Source organism: Thioalkalivibrio sp. AKL9, assembly GCF_000377825.1.
GTDB lineage: Bacteria > Pseudomonadota > Gammaproteobacteria > Ectothiorhodospirales > Ectothiorhodospiraceae > Thioalkalivibrio > Thioalkalivibrio versutus.
In genome coordinates this window covers 69,917-96,287 of the sequence record NZ_KB905110.1, presented here as the reverse complement: position 1 = coordinate 96,287, position 26,371 = coordinate 69,917, and the positions used below count along the sequence as shown (strand labels likewise).

At 66.4% G+C, this 26,371-nt stretch carries 28 protein-coding genes and 1 pseudogene; 17 read left to right on the top strand and 12 right to left on the bottom strand.

Features of this window, described 5'->3' with window-relative positions; all coding sequences use genetic code 11:
• Positions 1-298 precede the first annotated feature (298 nt).
• Complete coding sequence (locus tag D573_RS0109045; RefSeq protein ID WP_026287934.1) at positions 299-682, bottom strand: hypothetical protein; 384 nt, start codon at positions 680-682, stop codon at positions 299-301.
• Positions 683-733: 51 nt separating this feature from the next.
• On the opposite strand from D573_RS0109045, the gene sohB reads away from it, so the two are divergent.
• From sohB to D573_RS0109015, 6 genes are all read left to right on the top strand, one after another.
• Entirely contained in the window at positions 734-1,822 is a 1,089-nt protein-coding gene (gene sohB, locus D573_RS0109040) for a protease SohB (RefSeq protein WP_018938085.1), read from the top strand.
• A gap of 81 nt (positions 1,823-1,903) precedes the next feature.
• Positions 1,904-2,407, top strand: a complete 504-nt coding sequence (locus tag D573_RS0109035) for a DsrE family protein (RefSeq protein ID WP_018938086.1) — start codon at positions 1,904-1,906, stop codon at positions 2,405-2,407.
• A gap of 221 nt (positions 2,408-2,628) precedes the next feature.
• Positions 2,629-3,093: a DUF302 domain-containing protein gene (locus D573_RS0109030; RefSeq protein WP_018938087.1), complete on the top strand. Its 465-nt coding sequence runs from the start codon at positions 2,629-2,631 to the stop codon at positions 3,091-3,093.
• Positions 3,094-3,205: 112 nt separating this feature from the next.
• The gene (locus D573_RS0109025) at positions 3,206-3,709 is read left to right on the top strand and encodes an ATP-dependent zinc protease (protein ID WP_018938088.1); all 504 of its coding nucleotides are present in this window, start codon (positions 3,206-3,208) and stop codon (positions 3,707-3,709) included.
• Entirely contained in the window at positions 3,706-4,611 is a 906-nt protein-coding gene (rimK, locus tag D573_RS0109020; RefSeq protein ID WP_017941608.1) for a 30S ribosomal protein S6--L-glutamate ligase, read from the top strand. Before D573_RS0109025 ends, rimK begins: the two co-directional genes overlap by 4 nt.
• A gap of 97 nt (positions 4,612-4,708) precedes the next feature.
• A complete protein-coding gene (locus D573_RS0109015; RefSeq protein ID WP_018938089.1) occupies positions 4,709-5,782 on the top strand; it encodes a succinylglutamate desuccinylase/aspartoacylase family protein in 1,074 nt (357 codons plus the stop codon).
• Between the two features lie 39 nt (positions 5,783-5,821).
• Here D573_RS0109015 and D573_RS0109010 read toward each other — a convergent pair whose 3' ends face one another.
• Both D573_RS0109010 and D573_RS0109005 read right to left on the bottom strand, forming a co-directional pair.
• Positions 5,822-6,259: a nucleoside deaminase gene (locus D573_RS0109010; protein ID WP_018938090.1), complete on the bottom strand. Its 438-nt coding sequence runs from the start codon at positions 6,257-6,259 to the stop codon at positions 5,822-5,824.
• A 103-nt stretch (positions 6,260-6,362) separates the two neighbouring features.
• Positions 6,363-6,833 (bottom strand): aminoacyl-tRNA deacylase, encoded by a 471-nt coding sequence (locus D573_RS0109005; RefSeq protein WP_018939191.1) that lies wholly within the window; start codon positions 6,831-6,833, stop codon positions 6,363-6,365.
• Between the two features lie 92 nt (positions 6,834-6,925).
• On the opposite strand from D573_RS0109005, the gene D573_RS0109000 reads away from it, so the two are divergent.
• The 5 genes from D573_RS0109000 to D573_RS0108980 all read left to right on the top strand — a co-directional run bounded on the left by D573_RS0109000 (position 6,926) and on the right by D573_RS0108980 (position 10,922).
• Positions 6,926-7,921: an LLM class flavin-dependent oxidoreductase gene (locus D573_RS0109000; RefSeq protein WP_018938092.1), complete on the top strand. Its 996-nt coding sequence runs from the start codon at positions 6,926-6,928 to the stop codon at positions 7,919-7,921.
• Between the two features lie 92 nt (positions 7,922-8,013).
• The gene (locus D573_RS0108995) at positions 8,014-8,547 is read left to right on the top strand and encodes a macro domain-containing protein (protein ID WP_018938093.1); all 534 of its coding nucleotides are present in this window, start codon (positions 8,014-8,016) and stop codon (positions 8,545-8,547) included.
• Positions 8,548-8,590: 43 nt separating this feature from the next.
• Positions 8,591-9,214: a phosphoribosyltransferase gene (locus D573_RS0108990; RefSeq protein WP_018938094.1), complete on the top strand. Its 624-nt coding sequence runs from the start codon at positions 8,591-8,593 to the stop codon at positions 9,212-9,214.
• A 148-nt stretch (positions 9,215-9,362) separates the two neighbouring features.
• A complete protein-coding gene (gene trpB / locus D573_RS0108985) occupies positions 9,363-10,559 on the top strand; it encodes a tryptophan synthase subunit beta (RefSeq protein ID WP_018938095.1) in 1,197 nt (398 codons plus the stop codon).
• Positions 10,560-10,655: 96 nt separating this feature from the next.
• Positions 10,656-10,922 (top strand): DksA/TraR family C4-type zinc finger protein, encoded by a 267-nt coding sequence (locus tag D573_RS0108980; protein ID WP_018938096.1) that lies wholly within the window; start codon positions 10,656-10,658, stop codon positions 10,920-10,922.
• A 321-nt stretch (positions 10,923-11,243) separates the two neighbouring features.
• Here the strand turns inward: D573_RS0108980 and D573_RS0108975 are convergent, their stop codons facing one another.
• Positions 11,244-11,549 carry a hypothetical protein gene (locus D573_RS0108975; protein ID WP_018649937.1) on the bottom strand — a complete coding sequence of 102 codons (306 nt, stop codon included), beginning with the start codon at positions 11,547-11,549 and terminating at the stop codon, positions 11,244-11,246.
• A 252-nt stretch (positions 11,550-11,801) separates the two neighbouring features.
• Between D573_RS0108975 and D573_RS0108970 the strand changes: the two genes are divergently transcribed.
• Both D573_RS0108970 and D573_RS0108965 read left to right on the top strand, forming a co-directional pair.
• On the top strand, positions 11,802-13,421 hold the full coding sequence (locus D573_RS0108970; protein WP_018938097.1) for a BCCT family transporter: 1,620 nt from the start codon (positions 11,802-11,804) through the stop codon (positions 13,419-13,421).
• 162 nt (positions 13,422-13,583) lie between these two features.
• Positions 13,584-14,174 (top strand): CPBP family intramembrane glutamic endopeptidase, encoded by a 591-nt coding sequence (locus D573_RS0108965; RefSeq protein WP_018938098.1) that lies wholly within the window; start codon positions 13,584-13,586, stop codon positions 14,172-14,174.
• 178 nt (positions 14,175-14,352) lie between these two features.
• Here D573_RS0108965 and D573_RS0108960 read toward each other — a convergent pair whose 3' ends face one another.
• From D573_RS0108960 to amrS, 8 genes and pseudogenes are all read right to left on the bottom strand, one after another.
• On the bottom strand, positions 14,353-15,630 hold the full coding sequence (locus D573_RS0108960; RefSeq protein WP_018938099.1) for an EAL domain-containing protein: 1,278 nt from the start codon (positions 15,628-15,630) through the stop codon (positions 14,353-14,355).
• A gap of 73 nt (positions 15,631-15,703) precedes the next feature.
• Positions 15,704-16,951: an HD domain-containing phosphohydrolase gene (locus tag D573_RS0108955; RefSeq protein WP_051076216.1), complete on the bottom strand. Its 1,248-nt coding sequence runs from the start codon at positions 16,949-16,951 to the stop codon at positions 15,704-15,706.
• 224 nt (positions 16,952-17,175) lie between these two features.
• Positions 17,176-19,500 (bottom strand): HDOD domain-containing protein, encoded by a 2,325-nt coding sequence (locus tag D573_RS0108950; RefSeq protein ID WP_018938101.1) that lies wholly within the window; start codon positions 19,498-19,500, stop codon positions 17,176-17,178.
• Positions 19,501-19,655: 155 nt separating this feature from the next.
• Positions 19,656-20,036, bottom strand: coding sequence for a DUF2237 family protein (locus D573_RS0108945; protein ID WP_018144213.1), 381 nt, complete (start codon positions 20,034-20,036; stop codon positions 19,656-19,658).
• Positions 20,037-20,118: 82 nt separating this feature from the next.
• Positions 20,119-21,150, bottom strand: a complete 1,032-nt coding sequence (locus D573_RS0108940; RefSeq protein ID WP_018938102.1) for a DUF2235 domain-containing protein — start codon at positions 21,148-21,150, stop codon at positions 20,119-20,121.
• Positions 21,151-21,230: 80 nt separating this feature from the next.
• Positions 21,231-21,395: an Hsp20/alpha crystallin family protein gene (locus D573_RS13830; protein ID WP_018938103.1), complete on the bottom strand. Its 165-nt coding sequence runs from the start codon at positions 21,393-21,395 to the stop codon at positions 21,231-21,233.
• 306 nt (positions 21,396-21,701) lie between these two features.
• Positions 21,702-22,025: pseudogene (locus D573_RS13825) on the bottom strand (Hsp20/alpha crystallin family protein); the annotation flags it as partial.
• Between the two features lie 35 nt (positions 22,026-22,060).
• Positions 22,061-23,206, bottom strand: a complete 1,146-nt coding sequence (gene amrS / locus D573_RS0108930; protein ID WP_018938105.1) for an AmmeMemoRadiSam system radical SAM enzyme — start codon at positions 23,204-23,206, stop codon at positions 22,061-22,063.
• An 85-nt stretch (positions 23,207-23,291) separates the two neighbouring features.
• Between amrS and amrB the strand changes: the two genes are divergently transcribed.
• The 4 genes from amrB to D573_RS0108910 all read left to right on the top strand — a co-directional run bounded on the left by amrB (position 23,292) and on the right by D573_RS0108910 (position 26,358).
• Complete coding sequence (amrB, locus tag D573_RS0108925) at positions 23,292-24,092, top strand: AmmeMemoRadiSam system protein B (RefSeq protein ID WP_018938106.1); 801 nt, start codon at positions 23,292-23,294, stop codon at positions 24,090-24,092.
• Entirely contained in the window at positions 24,089-24,667 is a 579-nt protein-coding gene (gene amrA / locus D573_RS0108920; protein ID WP_018938107.1) for an AmmeMemoRadiSam system protein A, read from the top strand. Before amrB ends, amrA begins: the two co-directional genes overlap by 4 nt.
• Positions 24,657-25,271, top strand: coding sequence for a rhomboid family intramembrane serine protease (locus D573_RS0108915; protein ID WP_018938108.1), 615 nt, complete (start codon positions 24,657-24,659; stop codon positions 25,269-25,271). Before amrA ends, D573_RS0108915 begins: the two co-directional genes overlap by 11 nt.
• A 76-nt stretch (positions 25,272-25,347) precedes the next feature.
• On the top strand, positions 25,348-26,358 hold the full coding sequence (locus tag D573_RS0108910; protein WP_018938109.1) for an adenosine deaminase: 1,011 nt from the start codon (positions 25,348-25,350) through the stop codon (positions 26,356-26,358).
• Positions 26,359-26,371: the final 13 nt, after the last annotated feature.

The following is a 26,371-nucleotide window of genomic DNA, read 5'->3' as shown; positions in this document are numbered from 1 at the left end:
ACCCGCTCGCGTTGGTGCCCCAGGTTTCCCGAGACCAAGCGCGGCGCGCAGCCGGTAGTGATGGTACCGGCCGGTTTTTGCCTGTCTCGGGTCGCAACGCAGGGTCGGGAAACCTGGGGCGCCAACCCCACAAACCATTGAATGACGCGGCTCGGGCGCGTTTGCCTTCTAAAGTCGGGCCCGCTGACGGCGTTGCGGCTCCCTTGTGCAGAGCGACTGCACGGCAGTCGCCGCGCCTTGTCAGCGAGCAAAATCGACTCGAGCGCGAACGGGACCATTAATCCGCGTCCCCCTGGGATTACTCGGGGCATCCGCAGCCCGGGTTGTGGGTCCGCGCATGCCATTCCTCGCGGAGGTGGGCGTAGGCGGCGCCCGTCAGCAGGACCAGGTGTACGGTGGAGGGGTAAATCCGACCATCCAGCCGCAGGGTCTCGGTGAGTTCGGGGTCGCGGCCTTCCGGGATGTAGAAGAAGTCCACGCCCTCGCGCAGCTGATCCTTGCGTGCCTTGAACAGGCGAAAGGCCGTGCCCTTGGGCACCCCGTTCCATGCGTCGACCTGGCGCAGGCTCAGGGTCGCATATCCGGCATGAATGATCGGTTCCGGCACCGGACCAGCTGCGGAACCTTCCTGGCCGTGAAACCGTCCCGCGCTACGGGGGTCTTCAACTGTATCGGTATTCATGCTGGCATTATGCATGGGCGGACAACCCGGCTCATCACGCAAGGACATTGAATGGAATTTCTTCAGGAATACGGACTCTTCCTCGCCAAGGCCGTCACCGCCGTCATTGCCGCGCTCATTGTGTTGAGTGCGGTCACCGGCCTGGTCGCCCGGTCGCGGGAAGGCAGGCCGGACCGCTTGAACGTCAAACGCCTGAACGATCGCTTCGAGCGGATGGAGAAGACCGTGCGCCGGGCGGTGGAACGCCGCCGCGGCCGGGTGGAACGCCTGCGCAACTGGGCCACGCGCAAGCTGGCGCGCAAGGGCACCGGGGACTCGACCACCGAGGCCCCCTCCGGAACCGCAGAGACCGACCACCCGAGCGACGCACCATCCGACGGAGCGGCCGCCGAACGCCCGCGCGTGTACGTCCTGCGCTTCGACGGCGATATCCGCGCCTCCAGCGTGGAGAGCCTGCGCGAGGAAGTCACCGCCATCCTCACCATGGCGCGTCCGGAGCAGGACCGCGCCATCGTCTGCCTGGAGAGCCCGGGCGGGCTGGTGCCCTCCTACGGGCTCGCGGCCGCCCAGCTGGCGCGCCTGCGCGAGGGTGGGCTGGACCTGACCGTGGCGGTGGATCGCGTCGCCGCGAGCGGCGGCTACATGATGGCGGCGGTCGGTCACCGCATCGTCGCCGCCCCGTTCGCGGTTCTCGGCTCCATCGGCGTAGTGGCGCAGATCCCCAACTTTCACCGCTGGCTGTCGCGCAACGATATCGACGTCGAGCTGCTCACCGCCGGCGAGTACAAGCGCACCCTGACCATGCTGGGCGAGAACACCGATGAGGGCCGCAAGAAGTTCCGCGAACAGCTGGAAGAGGCCCACGAGCTGTTCAAGACCTTCCTTCTCCGCTACCGGCCGCAACTGGACCTGGAGCAGGTCGCCACCGGCGAGCACTGGTACGGCGAACAGGCGCGCGAGATGGGGCTGGCCGACGAACTGCGCACCAGCGACGACCTGCTGCTGGAACTGACCCGCGAGGCGGATGTATTTGAGCTGACCTACCACCGTCCCCAGACCCTGGGCCGGCGGATCACCTTTGCGATGGAATCGATCCTCGAGCGCGTACTGCGCAGCCAGGGGCCGGAAACCCGGATGTGAGGCGCAGCCGTCATGGAAGGCTCTGCAGCGCCCAAACGTCCATCCCATACGAGCACGAGCCACTGCCACAAGGAGTCCCCGATGAAACGAAACAACCGCCCGCTGACCCGCCTCTTGCTGATCCTGCTGGCCGCCGCCAGCCTCCTGGCCACGCCGCTGGCGGCCAGTGCGGACGACAATCTGCCGTGGGGCTCGGCCGAAAAGATGGACCGGCAGTACGAACCCCGCAATGTGGTCTATGACGTCTATACCAGCAGCCCCCGCGAGCTGGAGGGAGTACTGGACCGCGTGAGCATGCTGAACAACATCTACGAGGCCGACCCGTTCGAATCGCACATCGTGATGGTCCTGCACGGTGCCGAGGTCCCGTATTTCACTCGCGACGAGTTCGGCGAGCATGAAGAGTTGATGCGCCGGGCCCGCTCGCTCACCCAGGCCGGCAACATCGAGTTCCGCATGTGCGAGGCCTCGGCCCGCCTGCGCGGTATCGAGCTGGAGGACATCCACGGTTTCGTGAACGTGGTGCCCATGGCCGATGCCGAGATCATCGAGCTGCAGCACGAAGGCTACTTGCTGATCCAGTAGCGGTCTGCGCAGGCCACCTCCCGGCCCCCGCAGCCGGGCGGCACCTCACGTGCCGCAATGGGCACGTACAGGCATCGTCCCACGGCCGAATCATGGTTCTGCGAACCAGTCACTGAAAAAGTTTGCAGGGGTCGTCTAGCTTCAACAGGCGTGATGACGCAGCCGCTTGGCTGATTGTCGCCACGCACTCAACGAACCCATCACTGGACAAGGACTTTGTCATGAAGAAGACGCTACTGACCGTCCTGCTGCCCCTGGCCCTGACCGCGACCCCGGTGCTGGCCGCCGACGTACCCGGGATGATCGCCAAGGCCAGCCCGCATTCGGCCTCCGAGACCCTGGACCGGCTGGAGAACGCCCTGGCGGCCAACGATATCGGCGTCGCCCTGCGCTGGGATCACGCCGCCAAGGCGGACGGCGTGGATATCGAACTCGGCCCGACCGAACTCCTGATGTTTGGCAACCCGGCGCTGGGCAGCCAAATGTTCACCAGCCAGCAGACGGCCGGCATCGACCTGCCGATGAAGGCCCTGGCGTGGACCGACGCGGACGGCCAGACCTGGCTGGCCTACAACGATCCGGAATGGATAGCCGAGCGCCACGGGATCGAGGACCGCGACGACATCCTCGATACCATGAGCAATGCGCTGAACAACCTGACCAACGCGGCAATCGCCGAGGACTAAGCACTTCCTTGCCCCCCCCGTACAGGGAGCAGGTGACCCGCCGCAGGTCACTCGCGCCGGGCCGGCGATTCGTTATAGTGAGGCTTCCATCCTTTACTTTCCGGGAGCCGACGTGGATCGCCCGTCCCCTTCCAGCCAGACCCCACCCGATATCCGCGACCGGCCCATCCTCGGCTGGCGCGAATGGGTTGGCCTGCCCGATCTCGGCATCCCCGCGATCAAGTGCAAGGTCGATACCGGCGCACGCAGTTCCGCGCTGCATACCTTCCGGATCGAACCCTTCGCTCGCGATGGCCACGAGTGGGTGCGCTTCGGCATTCACCCCCACCAGCATGACGCCGAGACCGAGGCCTGGTGCGAAGCCCCCGTGCTGGATATCCGCAGCGTGACCGACTCGGGCGGCCATACCGGGGAGCGCTACTTCATCACCACCCACGTACAACTTGGTGCCCTGGTACTGCCGGTTGAACTTTCCCTGACCAGCCGCGATACCATGCTTTTTCGCATGCTGCTCGGCCGCGAGGCCATGCGCGGTCGCTTCCTTGTCGACCCCCAGGCCTCGTTTGTCGCCAGCCATCGACCTTCACTCTCAACAGCCCAGCAGGCGCCTGAATGAAACTCGGCATCCTTTCGCGCAACAGCAAACTCTATTCCACCCGACGCCTGGTTGAGGCCGCGGACCAGCGGGGCCACGAGGTCCGCGTGGTGGATCCATTGCGCTGCTACATGAACATCACCGCGCACAGCCCGCAGATCCACTACAAGGGCGACATCCTCGACCAGTTCAACGCGGTCATCCCGCGGATCGGGGCCTCGATCACCTTCTACGGGACCGCCATCCTGCGGCAGTTCGAGATGATGAACGTCTATCCGCTGAACGAGTCGGTGGCAATCTCGCGTTCGCGCGACAAACTGCGCAGCCTGCAATTGCTCTCGCGCCGCGGCATCGGCCTGCCGGTGACCGGGTTTGCCCACTCGCCGGACGACATCGATGACCTGCTGGCGACCGTGGGCGGCGCGCCCTGCGTGATCAAGCTGCTGGAAGGCACGCAGGGGCTGGGCGTGGTGCTCGCCGAGACCAAGCAGGCCGCCGAAAGCGTGATCCAGGCCTTCATGGGCCTGAAACAGCACATCCTGGTGCAGGAGTACATCAAGGAGGCCAAGGGCTCGGACATCCGCTGCTTCGTCATCGGGGACAAGGTCGTCGCCGCGATGAAGCGCCAGGCCAAGGAAGGCGAGTTCCGCTCCAACCTGCACCGCGGCGGGAGCGCCTCCCTGTGCCGGATTACCCCGGAAGAACGTGCCACGGCCGTACGCGCGGCCAAGGTCATGGGCCTGAACGTCTGTGGCGTGGATCTGCTGCGCTCCAACCATGGCGCGGTGGTGATGGAGGTGAACTCCTCGCCCGGCCTGGAGGGCATCGAGAATGCCTCGGGCAAGGACGTGGCGGGCATGATCATCGAGTTCATCGAGAAGAACGCCAAGCCCAACCGGACGAAGACCAAAGGGAGCGGCTAGTGTCCTTGAGTCGCAGGGCTACACTTCACTCGCAGCGGCTGGTCAGCACGCAAGAGCGACGCGCGTGTGAATATGCACAGTATTCGGTGGCTCCCTGATGCCCGGCATACCCCGGTCGCTGCGCAACCAGCCGATCACGATTGGCGGCACCACCACCCGACCCGGCGAGCGGCGCACAGTGGAGCTGGAACTGGGGGCGCTGTACACCCACACGCCGACCAACATGCCGGTACAGGTGCTGTGCGGTCGCCGCAAGGGGCCTGTGCTGTTCGTCAGCGCCGCCATCCACGGCGACGAGATCAACGGCGTCGAGATCATCCGCCGCCTGCTGAAGGTGCCGGCCCTGCGGCGCATGAAGGGCACCCTGATCGCCATCCCTGTGGTCAACATGCACGGCTTCATTAACCAGAGCCGCTACCTGCCGGACCGGCGTGACCTGAACCGCTGTTTCCCCGGCTCGCCGAAGGGCTCGCTGGGGGCTCGCGTCGCGCGCCTGTTCATGCGCGAGATCGTGCAGCACTGCACCCACGGCATCGACCTGCACACCGGCGCTATCCACCGCTCCAACCTGCCGCAGATCCGCGCCAACCTCGACCACGCCGAGACCCTGGATCTGGCGCGCGCCTTCGGGGCCCCGGTGATCCTCAACTCGGCCCTGCGCGACGGCTCCCTGCGCGAAGCCGCCGCGGAAAGGGACGTACCCATCCTGCTGTACGAGGCCGGCGAGGCCCTGCGCTTCGACGAGCTCTCCATACGCGGCGGGGTGCACGGCATCATCGAGGTCATGCGTCACCTGGGGATGCTGCCGGCCGTACGCCGGCGCCCGCCCAAGGAACCCATCATGGCGCGCACCAGCGGCTGGGTCCGCGCGCCGCAAAGCGGCATCCTGCGCACCTTCGTGCGCCACGGGGACCGCGTGGTCCGCGACCAGACCCGCCTGGCGATCGTCTCCGACCCCTTTGGCGAGACCGAGGCCGAGATCCTCGCCCCGGCCTCCGGCATCATCATCGGTCAGCTCAACCTGCCGCTGATCAACGAGGGGGATGCCCTGTTCCACATTGCCCAGTTCAACCGCACGGACCTCGCCGTGGAACGCCTGGAGACCTTTCAGGAAAACCTGGAGGCCAGCGACTACCCCTACGCCGATCAGCAGCGGCTCGAGACACCCTGAGGGAAACGCCGGGCCCGGCTCTCACGCCAGCTATCCGGCTCAGTGGCCGATATCCTCGTGCCACAGCTCGGGGTGCGTCTCGATAAACGAACGCATCAGCTCGCGGCAGCCCGGGTCCTGGACCACGTCCACCTGGATGCCGTGACTGCGCAGCCACGCCTCCTCCCCCAGGAACGACTCGTTCTCCCCGATCACCACTCGCGGGATGCCGTAGAGGACGATGGCCCCACTACACATCGCGCAGGGCGAAAGCGTGGTGTAGAGCGTGCATTCGCGATACACCTGCGCCGGCTGCCGGCCGGCGTTCTCCAACGCATCCATCTCCGCATGCAGGATCGCGCTGCCCTGCTGCACCCGCCGGTTGTGCCCACGCCCGATCACCTCGCCCCGGTGCACCAGCACCGAACCGATCGGGATCCCCGCCTCGCCCAGGCCCTCGCGCGCCTCGTCCAGCGCCATCTCCAGAAACGGATCCATCGTCGTCATTCAGTCGCCTCAACTCGCAGCATTCGGCCCGACCATAGACGAACGGGTGGCGCAAAATCGACTCCACAACCTCGAGTCGCTGATGGATTCAATGTCACACATGCGCACTGAACTGGCCGTGCCTCGCCTCGCCCAGCAGGTACACGAAGTCCGCTTCGCGCAGCTGGACGAGCGACTCGTGATCGCCGGCCTCGAAGTACACGTGCGGCTGCTCCAGCAGGCTTTCATCCACCAGGGTCGCCAGCCCGTAGGCGGGCCCAAGGGCGGGGATCGCACCACGCTCGCAGTCGGCGAAGACGCTGGCAACCTCACCGCCGGTGGCCAGGCCCACGTGTTCGCCCAGCAACCGGTGCAACTGCCCCAGTTTCACGCGGCGGGTGGCGGGAACAACGGCCAGCAGATACTGCCCGTCCTCCACCAGCAGTACCGCCTTGGCCACGGCGTCGCCCGGCACATGGGCCGCCTCGGCGGTGCGGCTGGCCGACTCGGAATGCGGATGGTGCACCAGCTGGTAAGTCACCGCATGCTCGTCCATAAAGTTGTTCAGGGTCCTGGCAATACTCATGGCGCGCCCTCCGCAATGCCTCCCTTCGACTATAGACCCCGCCGTGATTGCCGACGCCTGCAGCGGGCAGGCGCCGGCGTACAATCAGGCACATGACTGCCTTTTCCGTACTCGACCTCGCCCCGATCACCGCCGACGGGGACGCCACCCATGCGTTGCACAACACCCTCGATCTTGCGCAACACGCCGAGGCCCTCGGCTTCCAGCGCTACTGGCTGGCGGAACACCACAACATGCCCGGCATCGCCAGCGCAGCCACGGCGGTGGTGATCGGCCAGGTGGCCGCAGCCACACAGCGCATTCGGGTGGGGGCCGGCGGCATCATGCTGCCGAACCATGCCCCGCTGGTGATCGCCGAGCAGTTCGGCACGCTGAACGCGCTGTATCCGGGCCGCATTGACCTCGGGGTGGGGCGCGCCCCCGGCACCGACCCGACCACCGCGCGCGCCCTGCGCCGGGCCCCGGATATCGACCCGGACCAGTTCCCGCGCGATGCCGCCGAGCTGCTGGGCTATTTCGACGACCCCCAGCCCGATCAGGTGATCCGCGCCATCCCCGGCGCCGGCCAGCATGTGCCGGTGTGGATCCTGGGTTCCAGCCTGTTCGGCGCCCAGCTGGCCGCGCAGATGGGCCTGCCGTATGCGTTTGCCTCGCACTTTGCCCCCGGACATCTGATGAATGCGCTGGAGCTGTACCGCAGCCAGTTCCGGCCGTCCGCATGGCTCGACCGCCCCTACGCGATGCTCGGCTACAACGTGTATGCCGCCGACTCCGACGCCGAGGCCCGGACCCTGGCCAGCTCCATGGAACAGGCCTTCGTCAGTCTGCGCCGGGGTCGCCCCGAACCGATCCAGCCGCCGGTCGAGGGCTACCGCGAGCGCCTCGACCGCGCCGAACGCGCGATCGTCGAACAGACGATGGCCTGTTCCGCGATTGGCGCGCCGGACACGGTGGAAACCGAGATCCGCCAGTTTCTCGACCAGACTGGCGCCGACGAATTGATCGTGACCACCTCCACCTTTGACCATGCGGCGCGCCGGCGCTCGCTGGAACTAACGGCGGAGGTGCGCGACCGAATCACCATGTGAAAACCGGACCACCTGTTCACCCGACCGAAATGGGGCCCTATGCTTGAGGCAACGGCCGGAGTGGCCGAGCCCATTCAGAAACAGGGGGACACATGCGCGTCAAGGTCCACGGCATCACCATCGAATGCATCACCGGCAATATCGCCGCCCAGCGCGACATGGACGCGGTCGTCAATGCCGCCAACGCCTGGCTGCGGCCCGGCGGCGGCGTGGCCGGGTCCATCCACCACGCCGCGGGGCCCGGTCTGGAGCGTGAATGCCAGCCCCTGGCCCCGATTGAACCCGGCCAGGCCGTACTGACCGGTGCCCACAACCTGCCCAATCGCTTCGTAATCCACTGCCTGGGACCGGTCTACGGGCACGACGAACCGGCCAGCCGGTTGCTGGCTGCCTGCTATCGCAACGCCCTCACCCGCGCCGAAGAAGCCGGGGCCTACAGCATCGCATTTCCCGCGCTGTCCACCGGGGCCTTCGGCTATCCCGTCGAGGAAGCCGCCCGCATCGCCCTGGAAACCGTGATCGCCGCCACGCCCCGGCTGGATGCCGTCGGCCATGTCCGCTTCGTTCTGCATACCGAGGGCGATCTGGAGATCCATACCCGCATCCTTGGCGAACTGACGGCATGATCACCGCCGTTCCCACGGCTTCACACCTCCACGAGCTCCACGCATGAACCCGCCGCGCAAGATGCCCGTGCAGTTGATCCCGGTCGAGGAGGTGGTCCACCGCGCCGACGACCTGGCACGCCAGATACGGGCCAGCGACTTTCGGCCGGACACGATCGTGGCCATCACCCGCGGCGGGTTCATGCCCGCGCGATTCTTGTGCGACTTCCTCCGAGTGCACAAGCTGCTCAGCCTCAAGGTCGAGCACTACACCTCGGGCGCGCGCGAAAAGCAGCGAGCGGCCGTTACGGTCCCGCTGGCCGGGGATGTGCGCGGCGAACGGGTCCTGCTGGTCGACGACGTCAACGACTCCGGCGACACCCTGGTGGCCGCCCGCCCCCATCTGGAGGGCTTCCAACCGGCCGCCGTGCGCACCGCCGTGCTGCATGAAAAGGCCAGCACCCAGTGCCCCGCCGATTTCCACAGTCAGGCCGTGCAGGAGTGGCGCTGGATCCTCTACCCCTGGGCCGTCATCGAAGATGTCGGCCAGTTCGCCCGCGAAATGGACCCACCCCCGACCACCGCCACCGAGCTGCGCACGCGTCTGCAGCAGGACTACGGCCTCGAGCTCGACGCGGCCCAGTTGGACCGCGTAATCCGCTACAACGACCTGCCCTTTTCCGCGTAGGACGACGCGGACCGGGATCCGCCCGGGTTGGCAATCGGGTTCGGGGAACGGATGATATGGACCCGGCCCGGTCACCCCGGGTCACGAAACCCGATCCAACCCAACGGGCCCTTCCACCCGGCCCACCAACCTGGCATCGAGACTGCCCATGTCGTATCTCAAGGATTTCCCCAACCCGGAAGGCTACTTCGGCGAATTCGGCGGCGCCTTCCTGCCGCCGGAGCTGGAACCGCATTTCGCCGAGATCAACCACGCCTATCGGACCCTGGCGCGCTCCGGCGATTTCCTGAACGAACTGCGCTACATCCGCAAGCACTATCAGGGGCGCCCGACGCCGGTGTACTACGCCCATAACCTGAGCCGCTCGGTGGGCGCGCATATCTACCTCAAGCGCGAAGACCTGAACCACTCCGGCGCGCACAAGCTGAACCACTGCATGGGCGAGGCGTTGCTGGCCAAGCACATGGGCAAACGCAAGCTGATCGCCGAGACCGGGGCCGGCCAGCACGGCGTGGCGCTGGCCACTGCGGCGGCCTACTTCGGCATGGAATGCGAGATCCACATGGGCGAGATCGACATCGCCAAGGAAGCACCCAACGTGACCCGCATGAAGCTGATGGGGGCCCAGGTGGTGCCCGTCTCCTTCGGCGGTCGCTCGCTGAAGGAGGCGGTGGATTCCGCCTTCCAGTCCTATCTCTCACAGGCGGACGAGGCCCTGTTCGCGATCGGTTCCGTGGTCGGGCCGCACCCGTTCCCGCTGATGGTGCGCAACTTCCAGTCGGTGGTCGGCATCGAGGCCCGCGAGCAGTACCTGGAGATGAGCGGTGGCGAGCTGCCGGATCACGTGGTCGCCTGCATCGGCGGTGGGTCCAACGCCATGGGCATGTTCGCCGGCTTCATCGAGGACGACCAGGTGCAACTCAACGGCGTGGAGCCGCTGGGACGCGGTACCAAGCTCGGCGAGCACTCCGCCACCATGACCTACGGCAAGCCGGGCATGATCCACGGCTTCAAGTGCATGCTGCTGGCCGACGAGGAAGGCAATCCGGCCCCGGTCCACTCCATCGCCTCCGGCCTGGACTATCCCGGCGTCGGCCCGGAGCACTCCTACCTCAAGACCACCGAGCGCGTCGCCTACCACGCCATCAACGATGACGCGGCCCTGGATGCCTTCTACCAGCTCTCGCGCACCGAGGGCATTATCCCGGCCCTGGAAAGCGCCCATGCCGTCGCCTGGGCCATGAAGCACGGCCGCGAGAACCCCGGCACGACGATCCTGGCCAACCTCTCCGGTCGTGGCGACAAGGACATCGACTACGTCGCCCGCGAGTTCGGACACGGATAGCCCGCCTCGCCAATACGGCTCGAAGGCGGCGCTACGGGAACTTCAGGCCAGGTTGCGCCGGTCTCAGTCTTGTTGGCCACGGGCGGAGGCCTCGCGATGGCAGGCGGATGGGCAAAAGACGGTGCGGAGCAGGAGCAGATCGACAACACGGTCGAGGACGCCCTGCAACGGGTGCGCAGCCAGATTCCCACCGGGGAAGGTCTGAAAGAGTGCGAGGAATGCGGGGCGCCGATTCCCGAAGGCCGGCGCCAGGCCCTGCCGGGCGTGCGCCTGTGCGTGGGCTGCCAGGAGGCGGAGGACGCGGCGCAGCAGGCCACCAGCCCCTACAACCGGCGGGCCTCCAAGGACAGCCAGCTGCGTTGATCTCGCCCCAGGGAAACACTGATTAATGTGCACGCTCGCGTTGGCACCCCAGGTTTTCCGAGACCAGGCGCGTCGTGCAGCGGGTAGTGGTTCTACCCGCCCGTTTTTGATGTCTTCGGGGCGCAACGCAGGATCGGGGAACCCGGGGTGCCAATCCCACAAGCTATTGAAAGACGCGGCTCGGCCGCCCGTTGTTGATGAAAACGGGCGCGGGAACGGCGTTGCGGCTCCCTTGTGCAGAATGACTGCACGGCAGTCACCGCGACTTGTTCGCACGCAAAAGCGACTCGCGCGCGAGCGTGTACATCAATCAGTGTTCCCCTAGAGATACTTCATCCGGCCCCGGATGGACTCCAGATCGGATGCGACGTCCTTAAGGGTCGCGCCATCATCGTCACTGCCAACCACCAGCCCCTTGCCGGAAACCGGTATCACGCTGTCGATCTGAAAACGCCCGGTGGTTCCGCGCAGGAAGCACTCTTCGTCGAAGAACAGGCGATCACCATCCGGCCCGATCTCGTCGGACTCGAGCGTGTCGTACCCGATCAGCCGGGCAATGTCGTCACGCCCTTGGACGTCCACGGCTTCGATCGTCTGCTGCTCCGGATCAATCAACAAGGCCTTCATTCGGTTCCCCTCTGCACATGGGTTCATCGTCGCTACTACGGTAACGGTGCGTGGACCACGGGGCCACTGCGAGCATGCACCGTGTGCGCCTGCCGCCCCCGGGAGACGCGGATCCGTGTCCCCAAAACGGCCGTGCAGCCAATCGGCCAAAGGGCTTTGCAATTTGCCGATTGCCCGTCTTTACTCAAAGAGGTCGCCGCGCGCCGAGGCTGACGCAGGCACCCGATAAAAACAAGAAGCGAGGAGGAGACGGTGAACGAGAATCCGCACGATCTCGAAGAGCAGAAAAAGGAACTGGAAGCGGAATACGACACCGAGCACGAGATCGGTGATCAGAACATCAACCCGCTTGGGCTGGACCTGCATAACCCGGTCTTCGTCACCAGTGCCCTGCTGATTGTTGTATTTGTCATCCTGTCCCTGGTCTTTCCAGAACAGGCCAACGAGCACCTCGACAACACGCGTCAGTGGATCGGGCGCACCTTCGACTGGCTGTTCCTGTCGGCCGGCAACATCTTCGTCCTATTCTGCCTCGCCCTGATCATCCTGCCTATCGGGCGCATCCGCATCGGTGGCCAGGACGCCAAGCCGGAATTCTCCGTCATGTCCTGGTTCTCGATGCTGTTCGCCGCCGGCATGGGCATCGGCCTGATGTTCTGGAGCGTGGCCGAGCCGGTGGGTTACTTCACCGAATGGTTCGGCACACCGCTGGGGATCGAAGGCGGGACCGAAGAATCCCGGCAGGCGGCGCTGGGGGCCACCATGTATCACTGGGGCCTGCACCCCTGGGCGATCTACGCGGTCGTCGGCCTGGCGCTGGCGTTCTTCGCCTACAACAAGGGCATGCCGCTAACCGTCCGCTCGGCGTTCTATCCCATCCTCGGGGAGCGCATCTGGGGCCCGATCGGCCACGTAATCGACATCCTGGCCGTGCTGGCGACCATGTTCGGCCTCGCCACCTCCCTCGGCCTGGGTGCGCAGCAGGCCGCTTCGGGCATCGGATTCCTGTTCGACATCGATACCGGCCTGAACACCCAGATCGCCATCATCATCGGCGTGACCATCATTGCCCTGCTGTCGGTCATGCGCGGCATCCATGGCGGCGTCAAGCTCCTCAGCAACATCAACCTGGTGTTCGCCGCAGTGTTGTTGCTGTTCGTGATGGTCGCCGGGGGCGTCCTCGCATTCCTCTTCAGCATCGGCACCACGGTCACCGGCTACGTGCAGTACATCATCCCGCTCAGCAACCCGGTCGGGCGCGACGATGAAACCTTCTACCACGCCTGGACCATCTTCTTCTGGGCCTGGTGGATCTCCTGGTCGCCGTTCGTCGGCATGTTCATCGCCCGCGTCTCGCGCGGGCGCACGGTGCGCCAGTTCGTCACCGCGGTGCTGCTGGTGCCGACCCTGGTCACCGTGGTCTGGATGAGTGCCTTCGGCGGTTCCGGGCTGACCCAGTCCCGCGATGGCGTTGGCGCCCTGGCAGACGGCATCTCCGATTCCTCCCTGGCCCTGTTCCAGATGCTCGAACACCTGCCCTTCACCGCCATCACCTCATTCCTGGCGATTGCCCTGGTGCTGGTGTTCTTCATCACCTCGTCGGACTCCGGCTCGCTGGTGATCGACGCCATCACTTCCGGCGGCAAGACCGACGCCCCGCAGTCCCAGCGCCTGTTCTGGGCCACAACCGAAGGCGTGGTCGCCGGTGTCTTGCTGGCAGTTGGCGGAGCCGCGGCCCTCAATGCCCTGCAGGCCGGGGCGGTGAGCACCGGACTGCCGTTCGTCATCGTGCTGCTGGTAATGTGTGTCAGCCTGATGAAGGGGCTGTTCCACGAGCTGGCCCTGATCCGCATCGAGGAAGCCAAGACCTGACGCAGTGCGCCCCTCGATGGCCCGGCAAGGGCCGTCCGGATTTGCATCCCGAGCATCCCCGCGCCCGCTCCGGCGGCGCGGGGATTTTCTTGTCCGGGACAGCAGGCCCCGAAATCGGGCATCCTCGCGCGTGATGCATATCCGTTTTCCATTGACGCGACTGTGAGCCGGCGCCACAGCATCGCCCGACACCCGCTGCTGGCCGGCATCGCCTTCCAGGCGGCGCTGATCCCGCTGGCCCTGATCCTGGCCCGAGTTGCGGATATCTCGCTGGGCGAGCAGATCGACTGGAACCTCGACGCCGTCGCCCTCGGTGCACTGGCGGTGCTGCCCATGCTGGTGCTCCTGGGGGCGCTCGCGTCCAGCGGCTGGGGACCCTACCGTGCGTTGGCCGATCAGGTGCGGGATTTCGTGCGGCAACTCTTTCGTCACGCGCTCCCCGGCGCGGTGTTGCTGATCTCGCTCCTCGCCGGCGTGGGCGAGGAGCTCCTGGTGCGCGGCGTGCTGCAGGGCTGGCTGACCGAACGCTGGTCACCCGAGTGGGCGATCGTCGCCGCGGCGATCGTGTTTGGACTCGCCCATTCGATCAGCCGCCTGTACTTCGTGTTCGCCACCGTCATCGGGCTCTACCTCGGGGTGCTCTATCACCTGACCGGCAACCTGCTGGTGGTGATCGTCACCCATGCCCTGTACGACTGGATCGTCATCCACTGGTACCTGCGTTCCCGCGATGCCGGCAGGGGCGGCGCATGATCGTCCAGCAGTTATCCAGGGGGAACGGGCCCGCCAAACCCCGCCTTGCCACTGCTGGATGACCATCCACGGGCGGGTGGTCGACGTCACCGACAGCCTGCCCCGGGAGCACGTGTCATGCTTCCAGACTACGGGCTCGGTGCACTGGCGCGCCGCAACGAGGACGGGTTGGGCGGGTTCAGCACGCGCCCGGGTCACGGCCCGCGCGCGTCTGTTCCATGAATTGCGCCAGGCGCGCCGGCCGGCCGAGATAAAAACCCTGCACCAGATCACAGCCCAGAGCGCGCAGGCGGTCGAGGGTTTCCTGATCTTCCACGCCCTCGGCCACCACGCTCAGGCCCATCTTCTGGCCGAGCCCGATCATGGATTCCACGATGCGCTGGTGCGGCCGGCTGGACACCAGTTCGTGGACAAAGGTCATGTCGATCTTGAGCTCGTCCAGCGGCATGCGCAGCAGCCGCTCCATCAAAGAATAGCCAATACCGAAGTCATCCATGGACACCCGCAAGCCCAGGTCCTTCATCCCGTGCAGGGCCGCACGCGCCTCGGCGTCGTGGCTCTCCATCACCGCCGTTTCGGTCAGCTCCACCGTGACGCTCTCCGCCGGCACCTGCCAGACCTCCAGTGACTGCGCCACCAGATCCACCACCTCCCGTTCCTGCAGGTCGTCGGCGGAAAAGTTCACCGAGATCCCCGCGTCCAGTCCGGCCTGGCGGTACTCGGCACACTGGCGCAGGGCCGTGTTGAAGACCCAGTGCGTCAGCCGGGGCATCAGGTCCGTTCCCTCCGCCGCCCGCACCATGGTGTCCGGACGGATCGAGCCATACTGCGGGTGATCCCAGCGCAACAGGGCTTCCACCGATTGCACGCAGCCCGATGCCAGCGCGACCTGTGGCTGATACTCGAGGTGCAGGCTTCCCTCCTCGATGGCCTGCCCCAGCTGGGACCACAGATCCACGCCCTCCAGCATGGTCGCCGCCGCCTCCGGGGCATACAGGCGCAGGCGCGCCCGAGCCCGTCGCGCCTGCCGAACTGCGGCATAGGCATGAGCCAGCAAATCCTGCGGGCGCACCACCCGGGGGCCCGCCAGCGCCAGCCCGGCACGCGGCCAAAGCAGCACCTGCCGCTCACCACAGGCAAACGGTTCACTCAACACCCGCAGCATCTTGTGGGCCGCCAGTTCGGCGAACCCACTCCCGGCCACGGCCGGCTGCGCACAGGTGATCTGATGACGTCCGGTGATACCGACCAGGCCGTCGCTCAGAGCGCTCGCCAGCGCCTGACCCGCGTTCCGGATCAGTTCGTCTCCCGCGGCGTACCCCAGGGCCGCGTCCACGTCCCTTAGCCCCTCCAGTTCGATGACGGTCACGGCTGCTTGCGCCCCGGCCTCCTGCGGGCGCGGGGAAATCCCGTCCAGGGCACGGAGAAAATCGTGATATTCAAACAGCTTCGACATCGACAGAAGTCCGGCGGCTACGCCCATGCGGCGAAATCAGTAGATGCGATCCCCAATACGGAAGCGCATCTACTCAAAGATAATAGCGCGCCGGATCGACCCCGTAGGCACCCGCCGGAAGGTCGCGCAGGATCTGCCGCCGCGCCCCCTCGGAATCCGGCGCAGGCGAGCCCAGATCCAGCTCCCACGGGTCGGGATACGGCATATGGGACGGATCGAGGATGCGCATCACCCGGGGCATGAAGCGCTGCGTGCGGCGGTGACTCAGCACGATCGCGACCTCGCCGTTGTCCAGCTCCACCAGGCTGCCCACGGGAAACAGCCCCACGCAGTGGGTGAACTGATCCACGAGCGCCGAATTCAGCCCCCAGCGCGCGTTCTCCCGCAGTTCCTTCAGGGCCTCGAAGGGGGGCCCGGCCAGGCCGCCCTCCGTCAGCATCTCCTCGTAGGAATCCACGATAGCCGCCATGCGCGCATAGGCACAGATCTGGTTGGCTACCAGACCCCGTGGGTAGCCACGCCCGTCCTCGCGTTCGTGGTGCTGGGCGACAATGTCGCGCACGCCCTCCGGGATCCCGTGGGAGCGCTGCAGGATCGCCTCGCCATATTCCACGTGGCGCTGAATCTCGCGCCGCTGATCCGGGGACAGCCGCGTGCGGCGCCCCAGGAGCGTCCGCGGCATCTGCATCTTGCCGATGTCCATCAGCAGACCACCCAGCCCGAGGGTCGACAACTCGGCTCGATCCAGCCCCATGTGCCGGCCCAGCGCCAGAAGATGGATCGCGACATTGAGCGAGTGGGCGTACAGCACATCGTCCGAGTGGCTCAGCCTGGCCAGCAGCAGCAGGGCGTCCGGGTTGCGTTCCACGCTCTCGCGCAACGCCTCGGACGCCTCGCGGGCCGCCGCCAGACGCACCCCGGGGTTGCGCTCCATGCCGGCACGGATCTGCTCCAGCACACGCCCGGCGATCGCCTGAGCCTCCTTGGCCGCCGGGAGCTCCTGCTCCACCGAGCAGTGATCGCGATACACCGTCATGCCGCGGAACTGGGCGGCCTCGGCCGGGCTCGAGGCCGTCACGGCAGTCCGCGCGGACGCCGCAGCCGATGGCAGCCGGCTCAGCGACGCCGGCGCGCTCTTCTCCAGATCAACGAACACATGCACACAATGGCGAGCGAGCTCGTCGATATCGTCCTGCGAGCGAATCCGCACCCCCTCGACCAGATAGGGCGTCTCCAGCCACGGACGATCGAGCCGGCTGACGTACATACCAACCTGCAGATCGGAAACCGGGATCTCCTGCTGTAACAGTCCCCAGGGCATACCACTGTTGTCCAACTGTCGCATCTGGCCGCCATAATGTTCGACCAGCCTTGCATCATCTCCACCTTAGCGCCACTTATCGAGGGGCAACAGCGATTGAGTGCAGAATCCGTTAGTCGTTCGCAAAAGCCGGCATCCGCCGGTCCCATCCGGCGGACTGAGGGGGAGCGATCGACACTGTGCAGACCGCCCCCACCCGCGCGCGTCCGCGGGTGGGGGCGGCGTCAATCGCGCGCCTGCCGAATGGCCAGAGCCATCTGATTGCGAACGGCCTTCAGGGCCCGCAGGACCGTCGGTTCCACGGCTGCGCCGGCCGGCAATTCCAGATACAGCAGCCCGATACAACGATCGCGCACCGCCAGCGGCAGCAGGAGAAAACTGCGCGCATCCAGGGCCTGGCGAAACTCGTCGGGGATATAGCGACTGATCGAGGCCTCGTGGCTGTCGGTGATGACCAGGTCCTTCTTCTGTTCCAGGGCCAGCGACAGGATGTCGCCCTTGCCCGCGAGCGCGAGTCGCAGCCGTCCGGACAGCGTCTCGGCATCCTTTCCGAAGGCGGTATGCGCCACCAGCACCCGATGCTCGCGATCGGCGAGCATCAGCATTACCCGCCGCAGACCGAGTGTCTGGTACAGGGTCTCGAGCGTTGTCTGCATCAATGTGTTCAGCTCGAATTCGCCCACCATGCTGTCCAGCATGTCGGTGAGGGTCTCCATCAGTGCCGCGGCCTGGGCGGCGGGATCGGCGGTTGCGGCTGCCGCCGCTTCGCCGCCCCCGTCCGCGGCTTCGATATCCGCCGCGTCGCTGTCATCGATCTGCACACCCAGATTCGCCTTCAGCCGGTTCAACGGCTCGCGGCCCTCCGGCGGCAGCTTGACCACCGTCAGGAAGTGATCCATATGCTCGCGCCCGGACTTGATGGCCCGCTGCATTCCGCGGGCATCCACGCCCAGGGCACGTTCGTAGCGCCTGCGCAGATCGGTCAGCAGAGCGCCCTGCTGGTCGCGATCCGCCTGGGTAATGCATTGCCCCATCTCCGACGCCAGGGTGACGATACGATGCAGGCGCTGGTCGGCATCCCGCGCGGCCGGCAGCGTGCCCGAGGGAGCCCGTTCCACCGACGTAACGATCTCGCGCGGGAAGTTCCAGTCCTCCAGCACGCTGCGCGCCAGGGCCTCGTAGGAGATCCCCAGGACCTGGCGGGCGGCACTGCCCTCACCCGTACCCTGCCCCACACGAATGCGGATTTCGTCCGCCTCCTCCGGCAGGTAGTACAACACCAGCATGCGACCGATATCGTGGAACAGCGCGCAGACGAACGCCCGCTCGCTCTCCACCCCGCCGACCTGTTCCGCCAGATCACGCGCCAGCATGGCGCTGAACAGGGTGCCGACCAGCGCCTCCATCAGGCGTCCGGAATGACGCCCGCCCTTGAGGTTCTCGAACAGCACCAGCCCGAGCGCCGCCGTGCGCACCTGCTCGAAGCCCAGCAGCACGATCGCGCGCGAAACGGTGCGGATATTGCCGCCAAAGTTGCTGTAAAAGGGGGAGTTCGCCAGCCGAAGCAGCTTCTGCGTGGTGGCGTAGTCCTTCAGCACGGCATTCGACAGCTCGGCCACCGAGCGCTTCATGGTGTCGTCGGAACACTGGGTGATCTCGCGGATGTGGCTGGAGATACCGGGGAAATCAGGCTTGCGCCGGATCCGCCGCAGGATGAAGTCCTGCGATCCGTCGCCCGTCTGGCCTTCGCCCTCGACGGCCACCACCAGCGCCTCGCGAAACTCGCGGGCCGATGCGAAACGTTCGGCGGGATCCGGGCGGGTGGCCCGGAGTACCAGGGCGTCGAAGCGTTCGTCGCCATTGCCGGTGCGACCGGAGGGTGGCTCCAGCGCCCCCGCCTGCATCGCCTGCCGGATCGCCGCGGGGCTATCACCGGCAAACGCGCGCTCGCCTGTCAGCATCTCGAAGAACAAGGCCCCCAGGGAGAACACGTCGGACCCTTCGGTCGCGGCCTCGTTCGCCAGCCGTTCCGGCGCCAGGTAGTAGGGTGTATCCGGCAGGTGGCTCTCGCCACGCGCGGCCACGTCGGGCAGCGCCATGCCCAGCCCGGTGATGCGCGCATGTCCCTCGGGGTTCACGGTCACGTTCGCCGGCTGCAGGGCCCCGTGCAGGATGCCCTGCTCGTGCGCCGCCGCTGCCGCATCCAGCAGCTCGCGCATCAGGGCCAGGGCGCGATCGATCGGCAAGGGTCCGCGCGCCAGGATCTGCTCCAGGGTCTCGCCCTCGACGTACTCGAACACCAGGTAGACGCCGTCGGCGTAGTCCCCCGCCTCGAAGATGGGAGCGATGTTCGGGTGCCGAAAGCGGCTTAACCGGCGGGCGTCTTCAAGCAATGCCTGGCGGGTCGAAGCGTCCGCCGCGACGTTGGTCAGCGTTCGAATCGCGACCTGCCGATCCAGCAGCGGGTCGTGCGCGACATAGAGCCCGTCGCGGGCACTCGTACCCAGCGTCCGCGTGATCCGGAAGCGTTCGATCTCGGGCACGGCCATGCGGTCAACCACCGGCCACCCCCCGATTCCCCATGCCCACGTTATCGACCCGAGCGATTGTCAGCCCCACCATGTACGGATCCATCCGTCTTCTCCCTGTATTTCAGCGGGGCCCACCCCGGCCCCCCACCGACCCTCCGAGGAGGGCCTCCATCTCAATCAGCTGGGTCGCGCGCGTGTTCCTTGAGGATGTCCAGCGGGATCACCGCCAGGGTCTCCTCGTGCGTCGCGCGCAGGAAGACCCCGGGCGCCGCCCCCGCCCGGTAGGCCTCCAGCCAGCGCGCGGCGCACAGGCACCAGCGATCCCCGGCCTCCAGGCCGGGGAAGCCGAATTCCGGAACCGGCGTGATCAGATCATTCCCCCGTGCCAGGGAGAAATCGAGAAACTCGCGGGTGAGCTCGGCGCACACGGTATGCATGCCCTGGTCGTCGTAGCCGGTGGCACAACGGCCGTCGCGATAAAAACCGGTGACCGGCCCGCGACTACAGGGCTCCAGGGCCCCGCCAAACACGTTCTTCGAGGGAAATGGCTGCATTGAGGGAATCTCCGTCTGCTATTCCTACAGGATAACGGAGACCCGGCCTCCCAACGCGAGCGTTTACTCCATCCGGGGGAATTCAGTCGGCGTCCGGCCAGCCCCATTCGTCCAGAAACGCGCGCAGGTTCTCGGGCTGGTAGTCGACATCCTTCCGGTAGCGTTCCAGGGCACTCGGATGCACCTCGGTCGGATGACCCGACTGGTACAACGGACGCCGATAGCGCCGTCGCAGGCGATAGATGTGCCGCCGCGAGCGGTGCAGCGACGCCAGCGGGTCGGGGCGCAGGTTATCCGGCAGATACCCCTCCACGTGCAGCCCGGCCATCCGGGCTTGCTCGATCATCCAGGCCAGCGGGGCCTCTGACGCGAGACGCCCCTCGGCATCCGGGGCGTAGCCGCCGCCCACGTCGGCATGCACGCCACTGAACCACAGCTGCTTCAGGTCCAGCCCCGGGCGCGGATCCCACAGGGTGGGCTCAAAGTCGGCTCGTGTCTCGTCGATCGCCATGGCATGGCGGGCGATGCGCACGTTGGGCCCCAGCTTGGTGTCGTAGAACTCGTCCGTACGATCGAACATTCCCAGCAGAGAGAACGGGATTCCCAACGCGCCGACCGTATCCCAGACGCCAACAAAGCGGATCTCTCGCGAGGGATGTGCATGTTTCGCGCGAAAGGTACGCGAGGCTTCGCCCTCGGGCGCATGGCTGGCGCCGGTGTTCTTGTAGTGCCGAAAGGCCTGCTCGATCAACCGTGCATCCGGGCGCTTCAGGACCCCGCAGTTGTTGATCAAGCCGCACAGGCTGCGAACGGTGTACGCCCCGCGGCTGAAACCGAACAGGAATATCTCGCTGCCGGGGGCGTAGTTCTGCACGATGTAGCGATAGGCATCCTGGATGTTCTTGTGGATGCCACGTCCGGTCACGCCACCCGAGATCTTTGCGTAGTACGCCCCCACGCCCCAGTCGTAGTAGACCTGCTGCGGGTCGCCCATGGCATCGACGGGCGCAATGGCCCGCGCCAGGCGCAGGACATTGGTCGGCACGTCCGACTCGACGTCCTCCTCCGGGCGATTCCAGGTTCCGTCCGCACAGATCACGATCCGTCGTGTCATTCGCTGGTCTCACATCCTTGTCGTCGGGCGGTCCCGGCGATCATTCAGCGCACGGCAGGCCGTCGTGTGATGCCCCCCCCTCAGGAGCCGATCTCGATCCGGCGCACGCCCGGCCGGGCGTCATCCTTGCGCCGGGGGATGTCGATCTTCAGAACACCGTTCTTGAACCGCGCCTGGATGGCATCGATATCGGCGTCCCCGGGCAGGCTGAGGATACGGCGAAACTGTCCGTAGGCCCGCTCCACACGATGATAGCCCGCGTCATCTTCCTCGGTCTCCTAGGGAAACACTGATTCATGTACACGCTCGCGCTCGAGTCGCTTTTGCGTGCGAACAAGGCGCGGTGACTGCCGTGCAGTCATTCTGCACAAGGGAACCGCAACGCTGTGCGCGCGCAAAAGCGGCCGAGCCCCTTCGGGGTTGGTACCCCAGGTTCCCCGATCCTGCGTTGCGCCGCTTACAGGTAGAACCACTACCTGTTGCACGACGCGCCTTGTCTCGGAAAACCTGGGGTGCCAACGCGAGCGTGTACATGAATCAGTGTTTCCCTAGCGCTTCTCGCCGGAGATGATCAGGTCGTCGCCATCCACCGTCAGGTCGATCGCGTCCTCGTCGATCCCCGGCACCTCCACCGTGATCCGGTAGGCCTTGCGGGTCTCGGCGATATCCACACTGGGCTTGAGCAGCAGCGAGGCGGCGGCATCACCCCCGCGCATCCCGAGGGCCGAGCCAAAGAAGTCCTCGAACATCCGGTCCATCTCGCGGTGCATGCGCATCAAGGGGTCGGCGCCCTCGCGCCGAGCCGGCACGACCTCCGGACTCGCGGTCTCCTCGCGCTTGAACCAGTTCCACGGCTTGAGCTTTTGCAGGTCCATGGTGATCACCTCCGTTGCAGATCCTGTCTACCGAGTTAACTAGGTCGCGGAGAGGGCCTTTTCAAGCCCTGCGAATCAGCCCCCCGAAAATCGGCTAGCCGCACCGGCTGACGCCGGGCGCCCCAGTTGCCGGGGCGCGCCTCGAACACCCCGGGCACCGATGCCCCGCAGGCGTTGCAACAGCCATCGGCGGTCAGGTTCCAGTCCGACAGCTCATACCCGTCGCGGCCAATCACGCGTTGCCCGCACCCCGCGCACCAGGTGCTCTGGCCCTCCGTGTCATGCACATTACCGGTGTACACGTGATGCAGACCCTGCTCGCGAGCGATGCGACGCGCCCGCTGCAGCGTCTCGATCGGCGTGCGCGGGTGTTCGGTCATCTTGAAATCCGGATGGAAGGCGGTGAAATGCAGCGGCACATCCGGCCCCAGATGCTCCCGGACCCATTGCGCCATAGAGGTGATCTCCACATCGCTGTCGTTCTCTCCCGGGATCAGCAGCGTGGTGATCTCGACCCAGGTATCGGTCTCGTGCACCAGCCATTCCAGGGTGTCGAGTACCGGCTGCAGATGGGCCCCGGTCAGCTTGTGATAGAAGCGCTCGGTAAATGCCTTCAGGTCCACGTTCGCCGCATCCATGGCGGCAAAGAATTCGCCGCGCGCCTGCTCGGTGATGTAACCGGCCGTCACGGCCACCGTGCGGATATCCCGCGCGCGGCAGGCCGCCGCCACGTCGATGGCGTACTCGTGGAAGATCACCGGGTCGTTGTAGGTAAAGGCCACCGCGCGACAGTCCAGCGCCTCGGCGGCACGTGCAATGGTCTCGGGATCGGCGCGATCGGCCAGCGTGTCGATCTCGCGCGACTTGCTGATGTCCCAGTTCTGGCAGAACTTGCAGGCCAGGTTGCAGCCGGCCGTGCCGAACGACAGCACCGGACTGCCCGGGAGGAAGTGATTGAGCGGCTTCTTCTCGATCGGATCCACGCAGTAGCCGGAGGAACGCCCATAGCTGGTCAGCACCACGGCATCGTCGAGATTGGCGCGCACAAAGCAAGCGCCGCGCTGTCCGGGCTTCAGCTTGCAGTAGCGCGGGCACAGATCGCACTGTACGCGGCCATCCTCCAGGGCATGCCAGTAGCGCGTGGCGACGGTGAATGCGTCGTGTTCGGGGATGTCGTTCATATCCAGTCCAGACCGTGATTCATGGTCTTGAATATGAGGGCACAACCCCAATATTCAACAACATAATGCTTAATGGAGCCCCTCAATGACGGCACAGCCCCGCATCCGCGAGCCCGCCATCGCGGGCCAGTTCTACCCGGCCGAGCCCGAGGAGCTACGCGCCACGGTCACCCGCTTGCTCGATGCGGTCCCGCTCGTAGCGGACGTGGCGCGGCCCAAGGCCCTGATCGCGCCGCATGCCGGCTACCCGTACTCCGGCCCGGTGGCGGCATCGGTCTATGCGCACATCCGCCCCCTGGCGGGAAAGATCCGGCGCGTCATCCTCTTGGGTCCATCGCATCGCGTGCCCTTCCGCGGCATCGCGACCACTACGGCAACGGCCTACCGCAGCCCGCTGGGAGACATCCCCGTGGACCACGAAGCCCTGGAAGCCATCGCGGACCTGCCCGGCGTCCAGTTACTGGACATCGCCCACGGACCGGAACACAGCCTGGAGGCCCACCTGCCGTTCCTGCAGGTGGCACTGGGGACATTCGAACTCGTCCCGCTGGTGGTCGGGGATGCCTCGTCCGAGCAGGTCGCGAGCGTGCTGGAACGGCTGTGGGGCGGCCCGGAGACCCTGATCGTCGTGAGTTCGGATCTCTCCCACTTCCACGACTATGCCACCGCGTGCCGCCTGGACATGGCCACCACCCGTGCCATCGAACAGTTGGACGAACACGCGCTGGGGCCGAAACAGGCCTGCGGCTGCCGGCCGCTGGCTGGCTTGTTGCGGCTCGCGCGGCAGCGCGGTCTCACCATCACCACACTGGACCAGCGCAACTCCGGCGACACCGCCGGCCCGCGCGACCAGGTGGTCGGCTACGGCGCCTGGATGCTGCAATGACGGACGCCATCGACCTGCCCGCGCCGGCGCGCGAGCGCCTGCTGGAACTGGCCGCGGATGCCATCCGGCGGGCCGCACACCATGCCCCCGCCCGCCCCATTGCACTGGAACAGGAGCCCGACCCGCTACCCGATCCCGGCGCCAGCTTCGTCACCCTGAAGCAAGGGGAAACCCTGCGCGGCTGCATCGGCACGCTGGAGGCCCACCGGCACCTGGCCGCGGACGTCCTGCACAACGCGCGGGCAGCCACCCTGCACGATCCACGCTTCCCGGCGCTGCGCGCCCCGGAACTCGCGGGTCTTGACTACTCGGTGACCCTGCTGACGGCCCCGCGGCCGATCGAGGCCAGCCACCGCGAGGTTCTGCTGGATCGACTGCAACCCGGTCGCGACGGACTGGTCATCCAGGCGGGCGCCCGCCGCGCCACCTTCCTGCCAGCCGTCTGGGAACAGCTGCCGAACCCCGACGCCTTCCTGGATGCCCTGCTGCAAAAGGCCGGCCTCCCCCGCGGGGGCTGGCCCGAGGGGCTACAGGCCTGGTGCTACGGCTCGCTGGAGATTGCCGGTGAACTTTGAACCGAGCGTCACGCTGTACCTGATCGTCGCCACGGTCGCGGTCTCCCTGCTCGCGTGGCAGAACCAGCGCTGGCTGCAGGCGATGATCCATCACCCGCCGTCGGTGCAGCGCGGCGAGTACTGGCGCCTGGTGACCCACGGCTTCATCCATGCCGACGGCACCCACCTCGCATTCAACATGATCACGCTGTTCTTCTTCGGCATGGCCATGGAGCGCGTGCTGGTTCCCGCGATCGGCATGGGCGGCTTCGTGCTGTTCTACCTGGCCGCCATCGTGCTCGCCAGCCTGCCCAGCCACCTGCGCCATCTGCGCGATCCCGGCTACCGCTCCCTGGGGGCATCCGGCGCGGTCTCCGCGGTGCTGTTCGCCTACATCCTGCTGCAGCCGTGGTCGCTGTTGTTCGTGTTCTTTATCCCGGTCCCGGCCATCGTGTTTGCGGCGCTCTATGTCGGCTATTCGCTCTATGCCCAGCGCCAGAACCGCGACAACATCAACCACAGCGCCCACCTGTGGGGCGGCGCCTGGGGCATCGCCTTCATGCTGTGGCTGGAACCCGGCCTGCAGGCGCGGTTCTTCCAGGAACTGCTCTCGCCCCTCGGGTGACCCCGGTTACTTGTCGCACGCCCCGGGCAGTTCTAGCCTCTGCGCACTTTCCTCCCCGACACCGCAGGATCCCGCCATGCAAGACGCCATCGCCACGCTCCCCAAGGTCGAGCTGCACCTGCACATCGAGGGCTCCCTGGAACCCGAGCTGATGTTCGCCCTGGCCGAGCGCAACAATGTCGAGCTCCCGTATGCCTCGGTCGAGGAGGTTCGGGCCGCCTACCAGTTTCACGACCTGCAATCCTTCCTCGATATCTACTACGCGGGCGCCTGCGTCCTGCTGACCGAGCAGGATTTCTACGACCTGACCTGGGCGTACCTCGAACGCTGCCAGGACGACCACGTCCGCCACACCGAGATCTTCTTCGACCCGCAGACCCACACCGAACGCGGCGTGCCCTTCGCGACGGTCATCGACGGCATCCACCGCGCGCTGGCCGACGGCGAACGGGAGCTCGGCATCACCAACCGCCTGATTCTCTGTTTCCTGCGCCACCTGAGCGCCGAGGCCGCGATGGAGACCCTGGAGACCGCCCTGCCCTGGCGCGAGCACATCCACGCAGTCGGGCTGGACTCGGCCGAATTGGGCAACCCGCCGGAGAAGTTCCAGGCCGTGTTCGAGCGCGCGCGGGCCGAGGGATTCCCCGCCGTCGCGCATGCCGGCGAGGAGGGACCACCGGACTACATCTGGCAGGCACTGGACCTGCTCAAGGTCGCGCGCATCGACCACGGCGTCCAGGCCGAGCAGGACCCCGACCTGATGCAGCGCCTGGCGCGGGAGCAGATCCCGCTGACCGTCTGCCCGCTGTCCAACATCAAGCTGTGCGTGTTCGAGCGCCTGGAACAACACAACCTGAAGCGCCTGATGGACGCGGGGCTGTGCGTCACCATCAGCTCGGATGACCCGGCCTATTTCGGCGGCTACGTGGGGGAAAACTTCCGCGCCACGGCCGCGGCCCTGCAGCTGGACCTGGATGACCTGGAAAAACTGGCACGCAACGCCGTCGACGCCGCGTTCCTGGAAGCCAGCGCAAAACAGCGCCTGCACGACGAGATCGGCGACTGGCGGTCCCGGCAGGCCGCCTGAACCGCGAGTGCGG